This window comes from Paracoccus saliphilus (genome assembly GCF_028553805.1).
GTDB lineage: Bacteria > Pseudomonadota > Alphaproteobacteria > Rhodobacterales > Rhodobacteraceae > Paracoccus > Paracoccus saliphilus.
On the sequence record NZ_CP067140.1, the window covers coordinates 476,811 to 500,665 of the forward strand.

The following is a 23,855-nucleotide window of genomic DNA, read 5'->3' on the forward strand; positions in this document are numbered from 1 at the left end:
AAAGGCCGGGCTGATGCCCGGCCTGATGTTGTTTCGTTCTGTTCAGCCCCTACTGGACCGGGTTCGGAGTCGCGATGTTGAACCAGAATTCGAAATTGTCGAGCAGCGCCATCAGTTCCTGCAACTTGGCGGGATCGCCTTCGAATGTCACATCTCCGGCCTGCGCTGCCTCCTGCATTGTCGTTTGCTGTAGCGTGATCGCATCAAGTGTGGCGCGATCCAGCGTGATCGTCGTGTCCGCCTGGTCCGATTGAGCGCCTTCCGTGTGGTGCAGCACGCCGTTTTCCAGCTCCAGAAGATATTTCTCGTCCACATCGGGAAATACGAAATTCAGCGTGATCTGCTTGCCGTCAGCCTCGGGATGGTTCAGCCGCACCGCCATGTAATCGAAATACAGATCGAGGCTCATGGCGCGCAACGTATCCGGCGTGACCGAATTCGGCGTCGGCAATTCGGCGACGCCTTGGCGCAGTTCCTTCGCGGCGCTCAGGTAAAAGTTCCGCCAGACCCCGGATTCCGCCTGGTAGCCAAGCTGCTCCAGCGCATCCGCTTGCAGGTCCTTCGCTGCCTGGTTGTCGGGATCGGCAAAGACGACATTGTTCACGAGTTGCGCGACCCAACGATATTCTCCGGCCTCGTAGGATGCGCGGGCCTTTTCCAGCACGGCTTCGGCTCCGCCCATAACCTCGACGTAACGCTTGGCTGTCTCGACCGGTGGCAGCGGATGCAGGTTGGCCGGGTTGCCGTCGAACCAGCCCAGATACAGCACATAGGTGGCCTTCACGTTATGGCTGAACGACCCGTAATAGCCGCGGTTCGAGAAGCTCTGCTCGATCGCGTCGGGCAGGTCGATCATCTCGGCGATCTCGTTCATCGTGTAGCCGTGATTGGCCAGCCGCAACGTTTCGTCATGGATGAAGCGATACATGTCGCGCTGCAATTTCAGATGCTCGACCGCCTCGTCATTGCTCCAGACCGGCCATTGGTGCTGGTTATAAAGGATCTCGACCTCGTCGCCCCAACGGTTGATCGACTCGTTCAGGTATTTCGACCATGCCAGTGGATCGCGAATCTTGGCGCCGCGCAACGTATAGGTGTTGTGCAGCATATGCGTCGCGGTCTCGGCCATGTTCAGGACCTTCAGCTCCGGCATGTAGAACACGAATTCCGACGGGGCCTCCGAGCCATGTGCCATCATGAATTCATAGACATGACCGTCAATCGTTTCGCGATGCCCGTCCTCGCTGATGTAATCCGTGGGTGGGATCAGCGTGATCGCGCCTGCGGAGGTCGTCGCGCCAAGGCCCGCACTGATCTGACCCTGTGGGCTGGGAGGCAGCAGGTTTCCGAACTGATAGCTTGCCCGGCGCGCCATCGCATTGCCCGCCAGCACGTTCTCGGCGATTGCGTGTTCCATGAAGCCCTCGGGCGCATAGATCCTGACTTTGCCGGCTTCGACATCCGCCTCGTCCACGACGCCACGCACCCCGCCGAAGTGATCGGCATGGCTGTGGGTGTAGATCACCGCCTTGACAGGCTTTTCACCGCGGTTGGCGTAATACAGATCAAGCGCGGCCTCTGCCGTTTCGGCCGACAGGAGCGGGTCGATCACGGTGATGCCCTCGTCGCCCTCGATGACCGTCATGTTCGACAGATCGTAATTGCGGATCTGATAGATCCCTTCGGCGACTTCGAACAGACCGCCGATATTCAAAAGCTGAGACTGCCGCCAGAGGCTCGGGTTCACCGTATCGGGCGCGGCTTCATTCTCTGCGATGAAGGCATATTTCCCCGCATCCCAAACCGGATTGCCGTTCGCGCCATTGATCGCCCCCTCCGGCAGTGGCGCGACAAAGCCGCGATGCGCGTTGTCGAAGGAACGGCGGTCTTCGAAAGGCAAGTTCTCCAAGACCGCCGCGTTGCTGGCCCTTGTCGTTTCGCTTGCGCCTTTGCTGTCCTGCCCATGGGCCATCCCGGCCAGGGCGAGGCTTAGCGTCACCGCTATAGCCGATACTGAATACTTCATTTCCCCGTTTGTCCTCCCATTATGATGCTCCGGAGCAGAGGCGTTCCGCGGCATCTACCCTTCCCGTTATCGGTTTGATTATGTTAGAAAATTCTGCGCAAAATTGCAGTGAATATCGCCATGAGCTCATCATTGTCCCGTGCGTGCCTGTCACGGCTCTGCAGCAGGAAGCGGAACACGCCATCGATCATGGCATAGCCCAGGGGGACGGCGCTGGTATCCTGTTGTCCGGCCGCTTGTACCACGCGGGTCAAGGTTTCGAGCAGCTTGCCCTCGATTTCCTCCACCACCGGACGGAATGCCGGGTCGAACATTGCCTGGCTTCGGATGTCGTACCACAGCCGATGCGTCGGCAGATCCTCGGTCATGGAGCGGGTGAGCTCGTCGGCAAAGGCATCGATGACCGCGTCGCGTCCCTCTGCGCTCGTGACCGATTTCTCGATCCGGTCGATGAACTCTGCCTTGTAGAGCCGTACGCAATAGGTGATCAGTTCGACCTTGTCGGTGAAGTAGTAGGTCAGGCTTCCTAGGGACATGCCGGATTGCGCGGCGATATCGCGCAGGGTGGTGTTGGCATAGCCGAGCTGCTTGAGCGCATCCAGCGTGCTGGCGGCGATCTCGGTCTTCTTGACTTCGCGCTTGGCGGCCTTGCGCTTGGCGCGCTCTTCCAGTTTTGCGGCCGGGTCCGGCACATGTTCGTTCATCTGACTGCTCTGCTTGTTTCGATTTCGCCCTAACCCCGTAACGCGTTAAGAAAGATACGCGGCAATTTCCGCCAGCCGGGGCTGTGTTGGAAATCGACCAGAAGCTCGCCCAGCCTATCCTGACGGCGATTGGTGATAAACCATGGCGGGCGCGGCAGAAGTGTCGGCTTGCCGCCCAGAAGGCTGCGCGGAAAGGGGCGGAACGGTGCCTCGACGACCACGCGCTCGGTCTTTTCCAGCATGAAGCTGTTATGCACGGTTCCGATCCCGCTTTGCACATCCGTCAGCGTATGGCCGGGAAAGGCTCCCCAGGGGCAGGGAGCCAGAAGAAAGCCCAAGCCGGTCCATGCGTTGATCGCGATGGTGCCATAGCGCAGTTCCGCGATGATCTCGGTCAGGCGCTGCCGCCCGATGGCCTTGATCGTTTTAGGGTGGATGATGATATTCGCGCCCAGGGTGCCATGCAGCCGTTCATTGGCAAAGATGATGGCCCGGCGCAGGAAGTCTTCTGCATCCTTGGCGTGTAGCTCCGTGCGCGACATGGCAGGGGCGAAAACCTCGGTCTGGCGGAAATAATCCGTGTCCTCGGTATCGGTAACGATCAGTGGCGGTGCGTCGCCGCGCTCGATCCTCGTCGGGTTTTCTGATTGCGCCGCGAAATCCGCAAGCCGGTCATCGGCGCCAGGATAATAGGCTGGGCGGGTCGAGCGCGCCATTATTTTCTCGGTGGCTTCGATCAGCGCAGGTCCGTGCTCCCAGCCCCGCTGCGTGATCAGCACCTGGCAGGCGATGCAGTTGAAACCGGAATTATGCAGCTTCTGCGTGGCCAGATGTTCGGCCTGAAAGCGGATATCGGCCTTGCTCCACGGTCCCGGCACGACGATGGTCGGGCAGACCGCCCCCAGCTCCGAGGTGATGCGCTTGCTGTTGCGGGGCGTTCCCGCGGCGCGGTTTCGCACGCCTTCTTCGCCCGTGCCCCAGACAATGGCGTCATGCGTGGCCTGCGAGCCGGTGATATGCATTTCCTCAACCAGCGGATGATCGGTCAGATAGGCTCCGGCCGCTCCGTCGCCCTTGACGATCCGCAGGGCGTTCCGTTCGATCAGCGGCGCAAGCGCGGCCTCGAGGAACGGCGTCAGGTAGTCGTTCACCGGGTTCATCTTGAGAATGCAAACCTGATTCTCGAGGAACAGTTTCTGGAAGACGTCCAGCGGTGCGATCGAAGCAATGTTTCCCGCGCCGAGGATCAGTGCCACCTTGCCACGCCGTTCCCTGGGGGGGGTATCGTAGAGAGAGGCGGCATGTTCGGCCAGATTGGCATTGGAGACTCCCGGCTGCATCCAGACATCGGCATGGACACCCGACAGAAGCAACCTGTCCCAGATCGAATGCGGCATGACTCGCAGCGCAAGCTGGCCATTCGGCAGTTTGCGGCTTGGCAGATGAGACAGGAACGCCTTGTCTTCCAGTTGCGACAGGGTCTCCATCAGCCCGTTGCAACCGGCCATCAGGGCATAGGGCCCTGACAGCCACTCTTCCCCGACCAGAGGACTATCTGCGGGGATCTGCTTGGCCCGCGCCGCCGTTGCGGCCCATTCCTCGGTCACCGGCAGCAGCGCGTCCTTGACTTGGTCCAGGATCAACAGCCTGTCGGCGGCAGGCACACGGGCCCAATCATGCTTGGCCTTGTCCAGCGCCTCCAGTGCCTCGTCCAGTTCGGTTCGGGGGGCATCCGCCGTCGACTTCTGGCGAAGCGCGGTCATTGCCCGCTCTCCACCAAGGTCTGCCCGTATTCTTCGCGCAGCTTGTTCTTCTGCACCTTGCCGGTTGCGCCGATCGGCAATGTTTCGACGAAGATCGCGCGGTCCGGCACCTGCCATTTCGCCACTTTACCCTCGTAGCTGGCCAACAGTTCCGCCTCCTCGACATTCGCCCCTTCGGCCCGCACGCAGATCAGCACTGGGCGCTCGTCCCATTTCGGGTGATAGGCAGCGATGGCGGCGGCATTGGCGATGCCGGGATGGGCGATGGCGATATTTTCCAAGTCGACCGTGGAAATCCACTCGCCGCCCGACTTGATGATGTCCTTGGCCCGGTCGCGGATAACCATGAAGCCGTCCGGATCGATTGTCGCGACATCGCCGGTATCGAACCAGCCATCCGGCGACAGCGCGCTTTCGCCCTTGCCGAAATAGCTCTCTACGATCCAGTGCCCGCGGATCTGCAGGCTACCCTGGCTTTCGCCGTCATCCGGCAGCCGTGTTCCCGCTTCGTCCACGACCCGCAGCTCGACCCCGAACAGGGGTCTGCCCTGCGCATGGCGCAATTCGCGCTGTGTCTCGAGCGGCAACTCACCATGCTTGTAGAGCAGCTTGTTCAGCGTCGCGACCGGAGCCGTTTCGGTCATCCCCCATGCATGGATCAGCTCGACGTCGAATTCCTCGCGGAAAGCGTCGATCATCGAGGGCGGCAGCGCCGTTCCGCCGACGAATGACCGCGTCAGATGCGGCAGTTTCTCGCCTGAGGAGCGCAGCGCCGCCAAGAGCCCCATCCAGATCGTAGGCACCCCGAAGGCCACCGTGACCTTTTCGTCATTCAGCAGTTGCACCAGGCTTTCGCCGTCCAGCTTCGGTCCCGGCATGACCAGCCGCGCACCGGCCATTGCGGCGATATAGGGAATCCCCCAGGCGTTTACATGGAACATCGGCACAACCGGCAACAGCGCATCCATGGCCGAGATGCAGGTCCCGTCCGGCTGATTGGCGCCAAGCGTATGCAGCACAAGCGAGCGATGCGAATACTGGACGCCCTTGGGATTGCCGGTCGTCCCCGACGTATAGCACAGTGCCGCCGGAGCCTTCTCGTCCAGTTCCGGCCATTGGTAGTCCGAATCGCCGGTCTCGACCAGTTCGTCATAGAACAGCAGGCCCTCGATCATTCCGGCCGCTTCCTCGTCGCGTGGCCCCATCAGGACGCAATGCTTGACCGTCTTGAAGTGCTGGCAAAGTTGGGCTGCGGCGGGCAGGAAGGTCCGGTCGAAGAACATCACCTCGTCTTCCGCGTGATTGACGATATAGATCAGTTGTTCCGGCGCCAGCCGCGGGTTGATCGTATGCGTCACGCGCCCGCCCGCACCGACGCCGAAATAGATCTCCAGGTGGCGGCGGTTGTTCCAGGCGATCGTGCCGCAACGTGCACCCTGTGAGACGCCCAGCTTATCCAGCGCCGAGGCCAGCTTGCGCGCATTGGCATCCACCTTGGCCCAGTTCGTGCGTTCGATCCCGCCCGTCGTCTCGACCGAGACGATTTCGGTTCCGCCGTGATAGCGGGCGGCGTGATCGATCAGCGAGCCGGTCGTCAGCGACTGATGCATCATGGTTCCGTTCATGGGTTCTCCTCCCGTGTTCTGTCGTCGTTAAGCGGCGCGGACGGCCTTGCCGCCGGCCGCATCCTCAAGGATCATCTCCGAGGCTTTTTCCGCAATCATTATCGTCGGCGCATTGGTGTTTCCGCCAACCAGTGTCGGCATGATCGATGCATCGACCACGCGCAGCCCTTCCATCCCGTGGACGCGCAACCGGCTGTCCACGACCGCCATGTCGTCATGACCCATCTTGCAGGTGCCTACCGGGTGATAGACCGTATCGGCGCGGTTGCGGATGACCTGCTCCCATTCCTGGTCGGTCATGTTGTCATGGATGCCGAACAATTCCTTGTGCCGGTATTTCTCCAGCGCCGGCGATTCGAGTATCTGCCGCGTCATCTTCGCGCCCTTCATCAGCGTCTGAAGATCGCGATCATCCGACAGGAATTTCGGATCGATGCCGAGAGGTGCCAGTGGATCGCCGCTTTGCAGGAACACCTCGCCTACGGAATGGGGACGCAGAACGCAGACATGGCACGAGAAGCCATAGCCCCAATGCAGGTTCCTGGCGTGGTTATCGACAATCGCCGCGACGAAATGGATCTGGCAATCCGGCCTGTCTAGGTCGGGCGAGGTCTTGAAGAACGCCGCCCCCTCGCCGATGGGCGATGCGATCATGGAATTGCCGTCCTTGCGCCATTTCAGCGCCTCTTTCACCATCTTTGCGCCCGCCGCGAAGCCGAGGCCGAAATTGTCCTTGTCCTTCGATTTGTAGCCCATGATGAAATCGATATGGTCCTGCAGATTCTGGCCGACACCCTGCAACTCGTGCACAGTCTCGATGCCCTGCTGGCGCAGATCGTCGGGACGTCCGACCCCCGACAGCATCAGCAATTGCGGTGATCCGAAAGCGCCGCTGGCCAGCACCACCTCGCGTCGCGCCTTGACCTCGTGGTCCTTCTTGCCTTGGCGATAGCGCAGTCCCACGGCCCGCTTGCCCTCGAACAGGACACGGGTCGCTTGCGCGCCGGTGATCACGGTCAGGTTCTTGCGCAGCCCCATGATCGGATGCAGATAGCCCGCCGCCGCCGAACAGCGCTCGCCGCGCTTTTCGCCGTCATGGAACTGGGTGACCTGGAAATACCCGGCGCCCTCATGCTCGCCATCATTGAAATCTTCGCGGAAACCAAGCTGGTTTTCCTGCGCCGCCTCGATGAAGGCGGCGGTGATCGGGCGGGGGCAGCGCTGGTTGGAGACTTGCAGCGGCCCGCCCGTGCCATGCGTCTCGTTTTCGCCTCGCTCGTTGTTCTCGGCCTTGCGGAAATAGGGCAACACGTCATTCCACGCCCAGCCTTCGTTCCCCAACTCGGCCCATTCGTCGTAGTCACTGGCATGGCCGCGAATATACAGCATCGCATTGATGGCAGATGACCCGCCCAAGGCCTTGCCGCGCGGCTGATAACCGATGCGGCCATTGAGACCCGGCTGCGGCACGGTATCGAAGGCCCAGTTGTTGATCTTGCCGTAACCGGGCATCATGGCCACGACGCCCACTGGCGCGCGCACGATCAGGCTGCGCCCCTCTCCGCCAGCTTCCAGCAGGCAAACCTTGTTGTTCGGATCCGCGCTCAGCCGATTGGCCAATGTCGATCCGGCCGAGCCTCCGCCGACGATGACATAGTCATATTCCATGACCACCCCTGTTTTTGATTGTTGCTCCTCGCTGATTCAATGATTAACATAATTTCGTACATTTGAACAATAAAAATGTACGAGGAAATATGGCCGCCTACCGCAGATCCGATGCGCAACACTCGCAGCTTGTGTACGATCTGTGTACGTCCTGTGCACGCGCGGTGTACGGGTTGTGTGGCCCAAAAACCCAGCATTTGCTGGGTAAAGCTCACTCGGTGTTGCGAGGGGGTTCCATGCAGCGCGCGCAGCCGTTGCATCGCGAGAGAAGGCGTGCCGGATCAAATCACGTCACGTCACTTTGCCCGCCGCTGGACCGCAAAGGCGGTACGACCCTATTCTATCCAAAGGAGGAGCCATGACCCATTCCGCAGCACGAAGCCAGTTCGAAACCCACGAAGTCCAGAATCAGCCGCCCGCTCGGGGCGATAGCGATCTGTGGCAAGGCGACATCGCTCTGCGCGAAGCTGTCCCCCGCGAGGGTGGGCAGGCAGAACCCCTTGCAGATTATGGAAAAACCATGGGGCGCGCGGATATGCGCGAGGCCGGTCAGATCGCAAACCGGCACAGTCCCGAGCTGGTGGTTTTCGATCAGGGCGGGCGCAGGTTGGACGAAGTCCGCTTTCATCCGGCTTGGCATCAGTTGATGCGGACCAGCCTGAGCGCAGGTTATGCCGGAATTGCCTGGGACGGAACTCCGGGCGGTCATGTCACCCATGCCGCCATGGTCTACCTGGCCAGCCAGATCGAGCCGGGCCATTGCTGCCCCATGACGATGACCTATGCCGCCGTCCCCGCAATGGCCGAAAATCCCGAGCTGGCGGCCATCTGGCAGCCACGGTTGACGGCGCGTGCCTATGATCCAAGTCCTTGTCCGATAAATGAAAAATCTTCTGCAACGCTCGGCATGGCGATGACCGAAAAGCAGGGCGGCTCCGATTTGCGCAGCAATACCACGAGGGCCGAACCGGAAGGAGATTCCTATCGCTTGACCGGCCACAAATGGTTCTGCTCGGCTCCGATGTCGGATGGTTTCCTGACGCTGGCACAGGCCCCCGGCGGTTTGACCTGCTTCCTCGTGCCGCGCTGGCTGGAGGGTGAGCGGAACGCCATCCATATCCAGCGCCTGAAGGACAAGCTCGGTAACCGCTCCAACGCGTCATCCGAGATCGAATATCATAACGCCATCGCCTATCGATTGGGCGATGAGGGTGCGGGCGTTCGGACCATCATCGAGATGGTCCACCACACGCGCCTGGACACCGCCCTGGCCCCGGCCGGGCTGATGCGAGGGGCGATAAGTGCGGCTAATCATTGGGCAAAGAACCGCAGCGCGTTTCAGAAGCGGCTGATCGACCAGCCGCTGATGCAGGCGGTCATGGCCGATCTCGCGCTGGATTGCGAAGGGGCTCTGGCGCTCGGTCTGCGGGTGGCGCGGGCCTTTGACGGCACCGCCCCGGAAGACCGCGCCTTTGCCCGGATCGGCGTCGCCCTCGCCAAGTTCCTGGGCAACAAGCGCTGCCCCATCGTGACTTACGAGGCGATGGAGGTGCTGGGCGGCATGGGCTATATCGAGGAAACCGGTCAGCCGCTTTATTACCGCGAGGCCCCCTTGAACGGCATATGGGAGGGGTCGGGCAATGTCATCTGCCTCGACATCCTGCGCACGTTGGCCCGCGAACCGCTGGCGGCCGATGCGCTGCGTGCGGAGCTGGAGGCCGCCACCGGCAGCGATCGCCGCTACGACACTGCGCTCAAGGCACATGCCGAACGTTGGCCCAGCCTGCCGCCGGAAGGCGAGGCAAGGTGGTTTGCCGAACGCACGGCCTTGCTGCTGACGGCGTCCGTGCTGATCCGCGCCGGTGTGTCTGCCGTGGCCGACGGTTTTGTCACCACCCGCATCGCGGGCGAACGCGGGCATGTCACGGGATCGCTACCCGGTCCGGTGCCGCGCGAATTGCTTGACCGGATCGGATGATGATAAACCCGTTGCGGTGAAGGCCACTCAAATGGCCGAGTCGTCTCTTAGATCCGGTTCGGGAGTTCGTTGTTATGTCGTCCGCTGCTCCGCTTGCCGATCCCGAGGGGCAGGCATTGATCCGCAAGCTGGCGGAGAAGGCCGATATCCTGGTCGAGAATTTCAAGAGCGGGGACATGGCCCGTTACGGGCTGGATTACGCCAGCCTGTCGAATGTGAACCCGCGCCTGATCTATTGCTCGATCACCGGTTTCGGGCAGACCGGTCCGAATGCGCATCGGGCGGGCTATGATTTTCTGATCCAGGGCGAGGCGGGAATCATGAGCCTGACGGGTGAGGCCGATGGCCGTCCTCTCAAGGTCGGGGTCGGGATCGCCGATGTCATGTGCGGCATGTATGCGCTGACGGGCATTCTCGCGGCGCTGCAGGCGCGTCACAATAGTGGGCAAGGGCAGCATATCGATGTCTGCCTTTACGATACGCAAGTGGCATGGCTGATCAATCAGGGCGTCGGCTATCTGACTGACGGGCAGGTTCCGCCCCGGCGTGGGAACGACCATCCGACGATCGTGCCCTATGGTGCATTCCCCGCCTCGGATGGCGAGTTCATCATCGCCATCGGCAACGATGCCCAGTTTCACCGTTTCGTCAGCGATGCCGGGCGCGCTGACCTGGCCGATGATCCGCGTTTTGCCACGAATGGCGACCGGGTCCGCAATCGCGCCGAACTGATCCCGATCATCGAAGAGATCACCCGCGCGCGCCCGGCCTCTGACTGGCTGGAGCGGCTGGAGGTGCTCTCGGTGCCGGGCGGGCCGATCAACGATCTGCGGCAGGTGTTCGGTAGCCCACAGGTGGCAGCGCGGGACATGCGCATCAGCCTGCCGCATCCTCTTGCGGGTGGCGGGAATGTCGATCTGATCGGCAATCCGCTGAAATTCAGCGATACGCCGGTGCATTATGGCAATGCGCCGCCGCTGTTGGGTCAGCATACTGCCGAGGTGCTGCGGGATCATCTGGGGCTGGCCCGGCAGGAGCTTGACCGGCTGAAAGCCTCGGGCGTGATCGGAGAAATGGAATGACAAATCGGACAGGCGCCGACATCATCGGCCGGATGCTGGCGGATGCCGGGGCGACACGGGCTTTCGGCGTGCCGGGCGGCGAAGTGCTGGCGCTGATCGAGGGGCTGGACCGGGCCGGTGTGAACTTTACGCTGGTTCGGCACGAGAATGCCGGGGGTTTCTTTGCCGAGGGGCATTGGCATGTGACAGGCGATCTGCCGGTGCTGGTCGCGACTCTCGGGCCGGGCGTTGCCAATGCCGTCAACGTGGTGGCCAACGCGATGCAGGACCGGGTGCCGTTGATCTTCCTGACCGGCTGCGTCGATGCGGCCGAGGCCGAGCGATATACCCACCAGGTCTTCGATCACCAGGCCCTGTTGCGTCCGGTAGTAAAGGCCAGCTTCCGGGCGGTCGGAGGGGCCGTCGGGGCGGTGATGGAAAAGGCGATCACGATTGCCAGATCGGGCCAGCCGGGGCCGGTGCATATCGACATTCCGATCTCGGTGGCCGAGGGAGAGAGCGAAGAGCCGCCGTCGCGGGCCTTGTCCTTCACGCCGCCCTCGGTGCCTCATCACCCGGATCTGGAGCGTATCCGCAAGGCGCTGGCGGGTTCGGTCAGGCCGCTGATGATCGCCGGGGTGGATGCCGTCAACGATGGCGCGGGTCTGGCTGTCGCCGGTTTTTGCCGTCGGCATCGGATACCGCTGATCACCAGCTACAAGGGCAAGGGGCTGATGGACGAGGCCGATCCGCTATGCCTTGGCGGGGCAGGGCTGTCTCCGCGCGCAGACAAGATCCTGATGCCGCTGATCGCCGAGGCGGATATGATCCTTTTGGCGGGCTACGATCCCATCGAGATGCGGGCCGGTTGGCGCGATCCATGGGGCGATGACACCCGCGTGATCGAGATCGCCCCCGTTCCGCGCACACATGGGATGCACCGCGCCGATGAGATGCTGATCGGCGATGTTGGCATGACATTGGAGGCTTTGCATCACGATGCCCCCTCCCGCTGGCCATCGGAGCAGCCTGCCAGAGCGCGCGAGGCTTTGACGCAAGCCTTTGCCGAGCCGGAGGGCTGGGGACCGCATCAGGTGTTCCGGACCTTGCGTGAGTCGATGCCGCCAGAAACGGTTGTCACGGCGGATTCAGGCGCGCATCGCATCCTTGCCAGCCAGATCTGGACCTGCCCAGAGCCGCGACTGATGCTGCAATCCAGCGCTTTATGCACCATGGCCTGCGCTTTGCCCCTGGCGGCAGGCGCCAGCCTGGGACGCCCTGGGGCGCCTTCCTTGGCCATTCTGGGCGATGGCGGGCTCGAGATGGGGGCTGGCGATCTGGCCACGCTGCGCGATCTCGGCTTGCCGGTGATCCTGGCGGTGTTGGTCGACGGCTCGCTGTCGCTGATCGAGATGAAGCAAAGGGCGGGGCAACGTCCCAACCTGGGAGTCGATTTCAAGGGCAAGACCGACTACCCCGCCTTGGCGCAGGCATTTGGCGGGCATGGGGTCTGGATCGACGATGCCGCGAGCCTTGCGATCGAGGCAGGCAAGGCGCTTGAACGCGACTGCTTTACGCTGTTGGCAATCCGGATCGGATCGTGCGCCTATGACGGAGCGTTCTGACGCTCCGATATTGGTTCCGCATTCCATCCTGTCATGAAGCTGGCGGGATTCAGCTTGCAGTGGAAAGCCGTAGAAACCATTGACCCCGTGGGGCGTTTATCTCTCCGCGACTCCGGGAGGCTTCTGCAAGCGATAAATAAAATGCTGATTTTCTGTAACGAAAGATGCTCTCTGTCGAATTGTTCAACAAGTAATCCGGGTCCGTTCTGCGATGCCAGACATGTCCGGACCGGCAATCAGGAGAGTAACGATGACATATGCGGCGGACCTGTCAGGCATTGGCGTGTCGTTGGACAGGCAGCATATCCCCACATGGAACCGTGTCGTGACCGGGATCTTGTCGCACGCGGAATCAACGGCGGCGGATCTGAACGAGGTGATCGTGAAAGCCCCGGATTTCGCGCTGGCGCAAGCGGTTCGCGGATTGGCCTGCCTGCTGCTGGGCCGGACCGAAATGGTCGCCGTCGCGCAAGAGGCTTATCGCGAGGCGCTCGCTGCGGCGAAACGCCTGCCCCCCAACCCCGCCGAGACGGGGTTTATCGACGCCCTCGGGTTCTGGCTGCAGGGCCGTCCGAGCGCCGCGGCGGATCGCTTGCAGCAGGTGCTGGACCAGAACCCGCGCGATGCGCTGGCCATGAAGATGGTGCAGGCCATCCAGTTCGTGATGGGCCGGCCCGATGTCATGCGCCGCTCTGCCGAGGGGGTGCTGCCGCATTGGGAGGGGCATGCAGCGAAGGGCTATCTTCTGGGCTGCCATGCATTCACGCTTGAGGAAACCGGCGAATATGCGCGGGCCGAGCGTGCCGGGATGCGGGCCGTCGAACTGGCGCCGAGCGATGCCTGGGGGCTGCATGCGGTGGCCCATGTCTATGATTCGACCGGGCGTGCGCAGGAGGGGTTGGATTGGTTGCATGGGCGCGAGGCGTCCTGGGCGCATTGCAATAATTTCCGCTTTCACGTCTGGTGGCACCAGGCGCTGATGTATCTTGATCTTGGCAATTTCGACGCTGCGCTTGACCTGTATGACACCGAGATCCGGCGCGAAAAGACCGATGATTATCGCGATATCGCCAATGCGACCTCGCTACTGGCCCGGCTGGAGCTGGAGGGAGTCCCGGTCGGCGACCGATGGGAAGAGGTTGCCGATCTTTCGGACAAGCGGGCAGGGGATGGCTGCTTGGCCTTCGCGGATCTGCATTATCTGCTGGCCCTGATTGGCGGCAAGCGTGAACAGGCGGCCGCCCGGCTGATCGGCAATATGGCCAAGGCGCGTTCTTCTGACGGCGAGGCGAAGGCGATCATCGGGAGAAACGGCCATAATACCGCGCTTAGCCTGCAGGCTTATGCCGCGGGGAATTACGGTGTCTCCTGGCTGCATATGCGCAAGGCGCTGTCGGATTTGCAGGCAGTCGGAGGGAGTCATGCGCAGCGCGACGTGTTCACCCGCATCGCCGTCGAGGCGGGATTGCGCGGCGGCTATCTGGACGAGACCGAGAATTTGCTGAATGAACGGGTCAAGGCGCGTGGCGGGCATCAGGACGGGTATACGAGGCGCAGATTGGACTTTCTCGCCTCTGTCAGGGCATCTACGTGCGAAACGCAAAGCCGTTCGTCCGGGATAGAGGAGTCCATATGAGCGCTGTATTATCCACCTCCAGCCCTCCGGGAAAACCGGCGCGAGACCCTCGGCTGGATTTTTTCAGGGGGCTGGGAATGTATATCATCCTGATCGCCCATATCAGCGGGAATCCTTGGACCTTGTGGATACCTGCCCGTTTCGGTTTTTCCGACGCGACCGAGATCTTCGTGTTCTGCTCGGGGATGGCCTCGGCGATCGCCTTTGGCAGTATCTTCCGCAAGGCGGGCTGGTTCATGGGAACGCTGCGCATCGTGCATCGGGTGTGGCAGGTCTATTGGGCTCATATCGGTGTCTTCGTGACCGGTCTTCTGGCCATGGTCGTCCTGAACATGACCGGCTGGTTCGAGAAGGATTACGTGGGCTCGCTCAACCTCTACCCATTCCTGAACAATCCGGGGCCGAACACGGTCGGGCTGATGACGCTGACCTATGTGCCGAATTACTTCGACATCCTGCCGATGTATCTGGTGATCCTCGCCCTGTTGCCGCTGGTCATGGCGTTGGCCCGTATCCACCCCAATTTCGCAATGGGGTTCTGTGTCGCGCTTTGGCTGGTGACGAGTGTGACCGGTTTCGGATTCCCCGCCGAATACTGGTTCAACAATTCCAGCACGCGGCAATGGTTCTTCAATCCTCTCACATGGCAGCTGGTCTTCTTCACGGGCTTTGCCTTCATGGCGGGCTGGTTGCCCGCGCCGCCGGTGAACCGCCTGCTGATCGTCATGGCCCTGATTGTCGTTCTCGCGACCATCCCGGTTGCCTGGTTCAGGATCTACAGGGAATTCGACTTCATCCGCGAGTGGCGTGGGGAGTGGAAATTCCTCTTCACCAAGACGGATTTCGGCATCCTCCGCTATATCCATTTCCTCAGCCTCGCCTATCTTGCCTGGATTGCGGCGGGGCCTGGCGGTTCCCGGCTGTTCGGCGGGCGGTGGTGGACCGCTATCGTCGCCATCATCCGCAAGGTCGGGCAACAGTCACTGGCGGTGTTCATGACATCGATGATCCTCGCGCGCCTTTTGGGAGTGCTTTTCGACATCTTCGGACGCAGCCCTCTCAACGCGGCGATCGTCAATCTCCTTGGTGCGGCGGTCATTACCGGCGTGGCTTATTTCGTGGCCTATCTCAAGCGGCAGCCTTGGCGTCAGGCGGCAAATCCGGCGGCGCCGTCCCGGCAACCCGCCGCGACACCCGGCATGTCGGGCATATGAAAAGCAAAGGATCGTGATGCACAGACGACAAGTGATTTCCTCGGCGGCGCTTGCCTCTTTAGGTTGGGCGTTGGGTTCGCCAGCATGGGCAGAGACGCATGACCCGGTGAAACTCGGCGAGCCGGAACCGTTCAGCGCCGACATGTTGCGCGACAAGGCGGAAGAGCTGGCATCCAGCCTTTATGCTCCGCCGCAGCAGGTGCCGTTGTCCTGGCGCGAGTTGAATTACGATGAATTTCGCAACATCTGGTTCGACGAACGGCATGCCCTGTGGCGTGACACGGGCCGGCCGGCGGTGGTCGACTTCTTCCCTGCAGGCTATCTGTTCGACCGGCCCGTGAAAATCAATGCGGTTGCCGATGGGCAGGCCCGCCCGGTTCTGTTCGATCTGGATACATTCGACAGAACCGACCAGTTTCCCGACCTGCCCACCGATGGAATGGGCTTTTCCGGTTTCCGTCTGCGCGGCGAGCTGGAAAAACCCGGCGTGTTCCAGGAATATGCCGTTTTCCAGGGGGCCAGCTATTTCCGTGCACTCGGACGAGGGCAGGTTTACGGTTTGTCGGCGCGCGGGCTCGCCCTCGGCACCGGCAGTTCCGAGGGCGAGGAGTTCCCCTCCTTCCGCGAATTCTGGATCGAGACGCCCGAGCCGAACGCGCCGGACATCACGATCCATGCGCTTTTGGACAGTCCCAGTGTCGCCGGGGCCTACAGTTTCAAGATCAAAAAGGGCGCACAGACGCGGATGGAGGTGAAATGCACCCTGTTTCCCCGCGTCGACTTGGCTGCGGCGGGGATTGCGCCGGGTACGTCGATGTTCCTCTTCGACCAGACCAACCGCTCACGATTCGATGATTTCCGGGATGCCGTGCATGACAGCGACGGTTTGCTGATGGTGAACGGCGCGGGAGAGCAGATCTGGCGGCCTCTCTCCAATCCTCACCAGCTTGGCATCAGCTATTTCATGGATAGCGGCACCCGAGGCTTCGGATTGATGCAGCGCGCACGTGAGGAGGGCGATTTCGGCGATCTCCAGGCGCATTACGAACGCCGTCCCTCGCTTTGGGTCGAGCCGATGGGTTCTTGGGGGCCGGGTTTTGTCGGGCTGGTGGAGATCCCGGCGGACAAGGAGATCTACGATAATATCGTGGCTTTCTGGCGGCCATCCGAACCGCTGCGCGCAGGACGTGGACATCACTTTGCCTATAAGCTGCATTGGTGCGATTCCGCCCCGGTGGATGGCGCTGTCGCAGAGGTTCTGAATAGCAGGTCGGGCCGCCGGGTGTTCGAGGAGGGGCGGATCTTCACCATCGATTTTGCCAAGCATGCGGCGCTTGGCCTTGATCCCGCAAAACTCGAGGCGCGGGTGCATTCGCGTATCGGGAATATCAGCAACCCGACCGTTCAGTATAATCCGGGAACCGGCGGAATGCGCCTCGCCTTCACGCTGAACGCTGCGAAAGGTGCCCGGCCCGAAATACGTGCGGAACTGCACCGCGACGGTGTCCGGGTCAGTGAGGTGTGGCTGTATCGCTGGAGCGATTGACATGATGTCCGGGGATGTCCGATGAAGCCGAGCCTTGCCTGCCTTCTCGCGACGGTTCTGTCCGCGGCTCTGCCGGGGGTTTCGCTAGCGGATTGTGCGGGGGTTGCCGGAGCCTGCAGGCTTGATGCCCTCCCGAATGGCGGAAGCTATCACCTGGCCTTGCCGGAAGGGGAGGCGCCACGGGGCGGCTGGCCCGCGATCATGTTCCTGCATGGTTGGGGCAGCGAGGGCGCTGCCGTGATGCATAACCAAGGCAGGATCGAGGCTGCGACAGCGCGCGGCTATGCGGTGATCGCACCCGATGGGACCCCACGAGAGGGGCGTGACGGGCGCGGCTGGCTTTTCCATCCCGGTAATCGTGACGGCCGGGACGAAGGGGCGTTTCTACGTGAAGTTGCCGATGAGGTCGCGGAAAGTTTCGGATTGAACCGGGACAGGATGGTGCTTTCCGGTTTTTCGATCGGCGGTTCGATGACCAGCTATGTCGCTTGCGAGGCGCCGGAAAGTTTCGATGCCTATGCGCCAGTCGCTGGCAGTTTCTGGCGTCCGCATCCAAAGGAATGCACCGGTCCGGTCAGGTTGCACCATACCCATGGCTGGTCGGACGGGACGGTGCCGCTGGAAGGACGCTCGGTCGGGGATGGTACGCTTACCCAAGGCGATGTCTTCGCCGCGATGGGAATCTGGCGAAGGGCGAACCGTTGTTCGCAGGCAAATCCCGACGATGTCGCGCATCAGGGTGATTTCCTGATCCGTAGCTGGAGCAGTTGTGCCGCCGGGACATCCCTTGTCTTTGCGCTACATCCGGGTGGGCATACCGTTCCTTCCGGCTGGACCGACATGGTTCTGGATTGGTACGAGGCGGGCAACCGGTGATCGGTCCGGCGCAAGGATGGACCCGGACAGATGGATGTCGCTGCTATTCGGGCTGCCGCAATGCGCTAACCTGCGTCACCAATGCCGAAGCGTCATTCGCAAAGACCAATGCGACGCCGTTCGGTCCCGACCTGACGCCTTCGATCCTGGCATAGACGCCGACGTCGGACTCGGCGATCACATCACCGGCCTGCATGCTCTCGATCCGGAAGGAATACCGGCCATCGGGCAGTTTCTGCCCCGATGCGTCACGCCCAAACCAATCCACCGGACCGGTGCCCGTTCCGATCATCTCGCGCGTCATCTCGCGCCCCTCTGCATCCAGCACGATCAGCGCGACATCGTCGGCGCGGGGATCGGGGGCGATGTCCAGCGTCAAGGCTTCGTCTCCGAACCAGACGGGTGCCGTGCTGAGTGCCTCCTTGCCGATCCAGCCGGCGGTTTGTCCCAATCCGCCTGCGCCCGTCTGCGTGATCATTTCGCCTAACAGCTTGTTCGTATGAGCCTGCTGTTCCACGCCCGAAAACGTCGCAAGCTGCACGGCGAATTCGCTGCCTTCCATGGGGTTGAGCGGATCCTGATTCTGGATCTGCGTCGTCAACAATCTCAGGAAGGTGGAGAAATCGGCGTTCGTACTGATTCCCGGTGGAGTCGGGGATGATGTCGTGAAGCCGTTCGCTGTCCTGTTTTCCGTCGCGGTAATCATGCGCGCGTCCTTTACACTCTGATGTCAATTCGTTGGCTTCCCGTCCGCATCGGCAGAACGGGCGCCGCATGATCCAGGTCGGTCTGAACATATTTCCCGTGCTGATCGGAATCGCCTCTTTCTAACGGCCATTCCGGAGCTGCCTTGCCCTCGGGGTCTTCGCGGCGTCCTCCCTGGAAATTCAAGGTCGTGTCGGCCAGGCCTTCGTCGTTGAACTGCTGCAACAGCGTATCCGAATTGCGGCGCATCTGGTCGAGAATGTCTGGCCGCTCGGCCCAGATTGTCAGATGCGGCGCGCGGTCATGACCTGTCAGGACCATCCGGACCCGGCCCAGCTCTTCCGGAGAAAGCATGATTTCGACCATCTCATCGCGCATTGTGACGACTGCATCCGTGATTTGGCGCAGTACCGATCCGGTGTAGGCTATTGGCGAGCGTGTGCTGATTTGCAGCCCTGCCTCCGATGTCGATGCCTGATCGCTGATCGCAGGCGGGGGCGCGGACAGGTCGGGTGATCCGATGGCCGAGGGAATGGCCCTCTGTACTGCGATGCCTGTGGTCGAATCGACGGAATTGAGGCCGATATTTGTTGTCGGAATATCGGATGAGGGAGCATATGAGCCGGAATCATCTGCTCCGGCGGCTGGTGGAGTGGGCATCGTGGAAGCTTCTCGCGTTGCGATCGGGCCGGAATTTAGTCTTGTGATCCGGGCTGAATCACCTTCGGAATAGTCGGAGGGGGCAGGGTTTGCCGCATCCGATACGACTGCAGGCGCCCGCAAGGCCAGCTCGCGCCCGGCAACGGGCTGCAGCGCTGTTCCATGGGCAGAAACGGGGGGCTCAGCGCTATCCTTTTCTATCTCCAGCGTTTCGCCGACTGAATCTGCGACCGTGGCCCTCTTTTCAAATTCTGCAGTGGATTCCACAGACCTGAAGCCTGTAGCGACATCAGGTACGGTATCTACGGCCTGATGCGTGTCCGGCGAAACCGGTGCATGCTCTCTCCCGACGAAATTAGTTTCCCATCGATCAGGTCGGATGACTTCGTCAGTATAGTCCCCCGCCGGATCGGCGCGTAGCGACGCCGTCATGCCCGACCAGCCTTCCAGAATTTCAGCGACAGGTTCTGTGTCGGCTACACGATTGCCTTCGCCCTCGGGAACTGTCAGTTGAATCGTTTCCGTTTCAGATGGAAGCAGGGGATGCGCACTCGTTTCCAGGGCCTGAAAAAACTCGATCGAGGGGAGGGTATCGGTTCGAGGATCGATTTCCACCGTGGGACCGATTTGCAAAGCCGGCATGTCTTTACCGGTGTCGGCGGAGATAATCTGAGGGATAATCAAATCCATTGGCTGGCGGTCCCACGCTTGAAATCCTGATTTCTTGTAAGCCGCACTCCTTACCAATTATTTACCTGGCGAAGCTAAAACTGCCACGGTCCAATATGCAGGAGAACAGGATGCAGATTGCTTCACTAACAACGACTCCGCCCGCAGGGGGAGATGCAGCGCCTCTCCAGGATCGTCTCGAGCAAGCGTTTCTTGAAGAGATGCTGAAATATTGTAACCCGCAAGCCTCCAAGGGAAGCTTTGCCGGTGGGCATGGGGAGGAACATTTTTCCAGTTTCCTGAATCAGGAATATGCGAGGCTTCTTTCCGCGCGTCTTGATCTGAGGCTCGGAGAATTGCGATGAGTGTTTCACTGGTCAAGCATCTGTCGGCCGCGCGTGCGGCAATCGTCGCCGGGAATATGGAACTGGCGCTCGACAAGATAGAACGGTTTTCAGCGGCTGCGGACCAATCCCCGCCGGACGAGGCTTTGAAACAGGAGCTGCGGGCGGCGATCGACGAATTGCATGAATTGGCTGAAGCCTCCCTGCGTGGCACCAAGGCGGCAATCGAGCAGGTTCACGAGATCATCCAGGCGGCGCGAACACTGCAGACATATGATGACATGGGGCAGCGGCAGATTGCCTCTACAGTTGCAGCCCTGCCGCGCAGATTCTGACGGCGCTGCTTTTGGCAGGTTCCGCTTAAAGCGTTTTAGACCAATGCTTTCTGGTCGTCCGGCGAGAAGACGGCTCACGCCGGGTTCACAGGATTGCGGTTGAATAAAATTGTCGCGAACCCGCAGAAGGCAACGAGGCGGGTTGCCTTGGCGTATTTGTCTTTTCATAATCCAGCCGCAGTCGGAATATTCTGCCGATATTAGCTAATGGATTGATATGAGCCCTTCTGATCAGGACGATACAACAGAAAGGCCGCGACGGACACTTCGTGAAGAAGACCCGCGAGCGCTGTTCGTACAGCTTCAAAGTCTGGCCGATCTGGTCAAGTTGAGTCCGCGCGAGGACGAGGACGGGCTGCGGTTTCTTGCCCGGTTGCGGGCCTCGACGACTCCGGAAGAGGCGGTGACCTATACGGCTTTCGCGGCCTTGCCCACCAATGCGGCTGGCTGGGGCTATGAATGCCTGCGCCTGATGGCGGATCATCTGCACCCGCAAGAGCGTCCGATGATGCAGAAGATCGCGGCGTGGCTGGCCAATCCGACCACCCGGCTGCGCCACGACATCATGAAAGAGGCGCTCTGGGCACCGGCGCGCGGGCCGTCCGTCCTGCTGGGGCTTGCGGTCGGCTGGTCGACGGGAAAGCCTGCGCCGAATGATCCAGAGCCTGCCCCGGCGCACAAGGCTCCGGTTGCGATCAACAGTGCCGTGTTGTCCTGTCTTGCGCGCGTACCGCTGTCGCAGCGCTCGGTTTATCTCGCGCGCATTCTCGACATGGCCGAATCCCTCTTTCGTGCCTATTGATGTGACATGACCCTGACCTTGCAAATAGAGAATTATCACGTCCTCGATGATGGCGGGCCGGTCAGCATCCTTGTTCCCGAAGCCGGGATCCAGGCCGGGCGGCGGTCGGGAATGGACTGGGTCCTGCCCGATGCCAGCCGCTATATCTCGGGGCATCATTTCGATGTCAGTTTCGATGGGAGCCAGTGGTGGCTTCGCGATGTCTCGACCAATGGCACATTCCTGCAGGGGCATCGGCATCGACTGGATGGCCCACATGCGCTGCGAAATGGCGACCGGTTTCAGGTCGGGCAGTATATCGTCGTCGCGCTTTTAGATGTGCCGGACACGCAGGGCGCGATGTCCCCCGGCTCATTGCCGGAACATCGGGTCGATCAGCCCGTTTTCGAGGATCCGGGGGATGATCCCTGGTCCATCGGCGGAGAGGTACCCGCGCCGATGGACATCGACATCGGCGATTCCCCTAAGCGTCAGGATGATTTCGGCGACGATTTCGTCGAATTCCCGGACGCTCCGCCCGAGCCCGAGGTGCCGGAGCAACCGCCACAGCCCGGCACCGGGCAACCAGCCCCGACCAGACCGGAGCAGCCAGCGCCGATGGCCGTTCAGGCCCCAACTGCGCCGCCACCGGCACCGGTCGATCAGGCGGCATTCGTTCGCGCCTTTTGCGAAGGGGCGGGGCTCGACAGTGCCCTTGCTGCCGAGGTCAGCCCCGACGATCTGGGCAGGGCTCTTGGCGAAACCATGCGCGCGACGGCGTCGCAACTCATGTCCGCACTACAGGACCGGGCCTCCGCGCGGCATTTCACGCGCGGAGGAGAGCGGACGATGCGGGGGGCCACCGACAATAACCCGCTGAAATTCCTGCCGGATGCGGATCAGGCGCTGGAGGCGCTGTTCCTGCGTCCGCGCGCCGGATTCATGGCCGGCGCGGCCGGTTTCGACGAGGCGCTTGGCGATCTGCGCCGCCATCAGGCCGCCCTGTTCGCGGCTCTGCAACCTGCACTGATCGAATTGCTGCATGACCTGGAGCCGACCCGGATCGAGGCGGAGGCGAAGGGCGGTGCACTTGGCGGGCGCAAATCGCGCGCATGGGACAGCTATGTGCAGCGATGGGACGCCAAGACCGCCAGCGAAAACGGAATCCTGGACGAATTCATCAAGCTATTCGCAGCGGCTTATCGCAAGGCCGACGAACAAGGCGGTCGCGGCTCTGGCTGAGCGGCCGTGAGGAACAAGGAGATCTGCATTGGCACCGGTCAACCTGCTGGCCCCCATCTCGGAAGAGGATCCTTGCGGTCCCGATCTCGAGCGCGAGGACGATCCCGATTTCGTCGATTACTATTTCGAGGCCGAGGCGCGAATGCCCGAACGTTACTTCACGCCGGGGACGGCTGAAGACGGCAGCGATGATAGGTTGTTCGACCCGCGTTCGGTCGATCTCGGGAAAGAGAAGGCGGTCATCGACAGGCTTTTGGCGCGCAGTCGCGACTTGCGGCTGATGGGGCTTCTGGCCCGGTTCCAGATCCTGGCCGGGCGGTTGGGCGATTTCGCCGATACCGTCGAGGATATGGCCGCCATGATGGGGCAATGGCCCGAAGAGGTGCATCCCCAGGTGGATCGCGGGGCGGGAGAGCGTCGTGCTGCGATCGAGGCACTCAACAGTCAGCCGGCCGTGGTGATGCCACTTTTGCACTTGTCCCTCGTGTCTAATGGCGAGGTGACATTGCGTCGCCACATGGTTGCGGGCGGCAAGGCCGAGGCGCGCAAATCCGAAGGCGACATTGCCGGCAGCGATCTGCTGGGGCCGCTGCGCTCCGAGGCAAATCAGCGGTCCGTGACGAATGTGAACGATCAGCTGACCCGTGTCGCGGACGCGTTACACCGGATGGGGGGGCTGGCGGCAAGTCATCCGGTCAGGACCTTTACTCCCGATCTGGGTGCGGTCCGTGCCGCGATTGCCGACATGCAGGGCATGATCGCATCCGTACGCCCGGATCTGCGCCCCTGGTCTGCCAGTGCCGCAGCCATGGCCGCGGTGGATGCGACAGAGGATGCAGCCGAGGCAGCGGTCGAAGATTCGGCCCCGACCGGGCAGCCCTCTGCGCCACCCAAGGCCAAGGCCGGGACGGTCCCGACCATTCCGAACCGGGCTACCGCGGCTGCCGCGCTGGACGCTGCGAAGACATGGCTTGCGGGTCACGAGCCATCTTCGCCCGCGCTCGTTCTGGTAACGCAGGCGCGGCTTCTGGTCGGCGCGCCGCTGGTCGAGGCGATCGAGGTCCTCATGCCGACACAAGCCGGAAATGTCGTTCTGCATATCGGGCAGGGCAGTAGTTTCAGCTTGCCGATGGCCCGCTTGAAAGAGCTTACCACATCCGGCCTTGAGCAGGATCAACAGGCTTCGGGGCAGGCGACGGCATTGCCGACGATCACCCGGCGGGGCGATCTTATAGGCCATTTGCTTGGGGTTGAGGGTTATTTCGCGGCCCAGGAACCGGCTAGCCCTATTCCCTTGCTCCTTGTCAAAGCACGTGAAATGTTGGAAAAGAGATTTGACGCTATTATGGCCGAATTACTTGTTGCCACAGTGCAAGACGGCTAGATTTTCGAATAGA

General features: G+C 61.6%; 19 protein-coding genes. 12 read left to right on the forward strand and 7 right to left on the reverse strand.

Going from position 1 to position 23,855, the window contains the following annotated elements:
* Positions 1-49: 49 nt before the first annotated feature.
* The 5 genes from JHX88_RS02265 to JHX88_RS02285 form a co-directional block, all read right to left on the reverse strand.
* A complete protein-coding gene (locus JHX88_RS02265; protein WP_076522610.1) occupies positions 50-2,026 on the reverse strand; it encodes an alkyl/aryl-sulfatase in 1,977 nt (658 codons plus the stop codon).
* 83 nt (positions 2,027-2,109) lie between these two features.
* Positions 2,110-2,730, reverse strand: a complete 621-nt coding sequence (locus JHX88_RS02270; protein ID WP_076522611.1) for a TetR/AcrR family transcriptional regulator — start codon at positions 2,728-2,730, stop codon at positions 2,110-2,112.
* A gap of 29 nt (positions 2,731-2,759) precedes the next feature.
* A complete protein-coding gene (locus JHX88_RS02275) occupies positions 2,760-4,493 on the reverse strand; it encodes an aldehyde dehydrogenase family protein (protein WP_076522612.1) in 1,734 nt (577 codons plus the stop codon).
* Positions 4,490-6,118 carry a long-chain-fatty-acid--CoA ligase gene (locus JHX88_RS02280; protein ID WP_076522613.1) on the reverse strand — a complete coding sequence of 543 codons (1,629 nt, stop codon included), beginning with the start codon at positions 6,116-6,118 and terminating at the stop codon, positions 4,490-4,492. The genes JHX88_RS02275 and JHX88_RS02280 overlap by 4 nt, the downstream gene beginning before the upstream one ends.
* Positions 6,119-6,145: 27 nt before the next feature.
* Positions 6,146-7,786, reverse strand: coding sequence for a GMC family oxidoreductase (locus JHX88_RS02285; protein ID WP_076522614.1), 1,641 nt, complete (start codon positions 7,784-7,786; stop codon positions 6,146-6,148).
* 358 nt (positions 7,787-8,144) lie between these two features.
* Between JHX88_RS02285 and JHX88_RS02290 the strand changes: the two genes are divergently transcribed.
* The 7 genes from JHX88_RS02290 (at position 8,145) to JHX88_RS02320 (ending at position 17,722) form a co-directional block, all read left to right on the forward strand.
* Complete coding sequence (locus JHX88_RS02290) at positions 8,145-9,764, forward strand: acyl-CoA dehydrogenase family protein (RefSeq protein WP_076522615.1); 1,620 nt, start codon at positions 8,145-8,147, stop codon at positions 9,762-9,764.
* A 74-nt stretch (positions 9,765-9,838) separates the two neighbouring features.
* A complete protein-coding gene (locus JHX88_RS02295; protein ID WP_076522616.1) occupies positions 9,839-10,846 on the forward strand; it encodes a CaiB/BaiF CoA transferase family protein in 1,008 nt (335 codons plus the stop codon).
* Positions 10,843-12,450: a thiamine pyrophosphate-binding protein gene (locus tag JHX88_RS02300; protein ID WP_076522617.1), complete on the forward strand. Its 1,608-nt coding sequence runs from the start codon at positions 10,843-10,845 to the stop codon at positions 12,448-12,450. Before JHX88_RS02295 ends, JHX88_RS02300 begins: the two co-directional genes overlap by 4 nt.
* A gap of 250 nt (positions 12,451-12,700) precedes the next feature.
* Positions 12,701-14,086 (forward strand): tetratricopeptide repeat protein, encoded by a 1,386-nt coding sequence (locus tag JHX88_RS02305; RefSeq protein ID WP_076522618.1) that lies wholly within the window; start codon positions 12,701-12,703, stop codon positions 14,084-14,086.
* Positions 14,087-14,163: 77 nt separating this feature from the next.
* On the forward strand, positions 14,164-15,300 hold the full coding sequence (locus tag JHX88_RS02310; RefSeq protein ID WP_272848164.1) for an OpgC family protein: 1,137 nt from the start codon (positions 14,164-14,166) through the stop codon (positions 15,298-15,300).
* A 16-nt stretch (positions 15,301-15,316) separates the two neighbouring features.
* Complete coding sequence (locus JHX88_RS02315) at positions 15,317-16,846, forward strand: OpgD/OpgG family glucan biosynthesis protein (RefSeq protein ID WP_076522620.1); 1,530 nt, start codon at positions 15,317-15,319, stop codon at positions 16,844-16,846.
* 21 nt (positions 16,847-16,867) lie between these two features.
* On the forward strand, positions 16,868-17,722 hold the full coding sequence (locus tag JHX88_RS02320; RefSeq protein ID WP_076522621.1) for a CE1 family esterase: 855 nt from the start codon (positions 16,868-16,870) through the stop codon (positions 17,720-17,722).
* A gap of 43 nt (positions 17,723-17,765) precedes the next feature.
* Here JHX88_RS02320 and JHX88_RS02325 read toward each other — a convergent pair whose 3' ends face one another.
* Together JHX88_RS02325 and fliK are read right to left on the reverse strand one after the other, a co-directional pair.
* The gene (locus tag JHX88_RS02325; RefSeq protein ID WP_076522622.1) at positions 17,766-18,428 is read right to left on the reverse strand and encodes a flagellar hook capping FlgD N-terminal domain-containing protein; all 663 of its coding nucleotides are present in this window, start codon (positions 18,426-18,428) and stop codon (positions 17,766-17,768) included.
* 11 nt (positions 18,429-18,439) lie between these two features.
* Entirely contained in the window at positions 18,440-19,777 is a 1,338-nt protein-coding gene (gene fliK, locus JHX88_RS02330; RefSeq protein ID WP_076522623.1) for a flagellar hook-length control protein FliK, read from the reverse strand.
* 110 nt (positions 19,778-19,887) lie between these two features.
* Here fliK and JHX88_RS02335 point away from each other — a divergent pair, with 110 nt between their 5' ends.
* The 5 genes from JHX88_RS02335 to JHX88_RS02355 all read left to right on the forward strand — a co-directional run bounded on the left by JHX88_RS02335 (position 19,888) and on the right by JHX88_RS02355 (position 23,842).
* Entirely contained in the window at positions 19,888-20,121 is a 234-nt protein-coding gene (locus tag JHX88_RS02335) for a hypothetical protein (RefSeq protein ID WP_076522624.1), read from the forward strand.
* Positions 20,118-20,435, forward strand: coding sequence for a hypothetical protein (locus tag JHX88_RS02340; RefSeq protein ID WP_076522625.1), 318 nt, complete (start codon positions 20,118-20,120; stop codon positions 20,433-20,435). Before JHX88_RS02335 ends, JHX88_RS02340 begins: the two co-directional genes overlap by 4 nt.
* 217 nt (positions 20,436-20,652) lie before the next feature.
* A complete protein-coding gene (locus tag JHX88_RS02345; protein ID WP_076522626.1) occupies positions 20,653-21,237 on the forward strand; it encodes a DUF6931 family protein in 585 nt (194 codons plus the stop codon).
* Positions 21,238-21,243: 6 nt separating this feature from the next.
* On the forward strand, positions 21,244-22,458 hold the full coding sequence (tagH, locus tag JHX88_RS02350; RefSeq protein ID WP_076522627.1) for a type VI secretion system-associated FHA domain protein TagH: 1,215 nt from the start codon (positions 21,244-21,246) through the stop codon (positions 22,456-22,458).
* A gap of 28 nt (positions 22,459-22,486) precedes the next feature.
* A complete protein-coding gene (locus tag JHX88_RS02355; RefSeq protein WP_076522628.1) occupies positions 22,487-23,842 on the forward strand; it encodes a type VI secretion system protein TssA in 1,356 nt (451 codons plus the stop codon).
* Positions 23,843-23,855 lie beyond the last annotated feature (13 nt).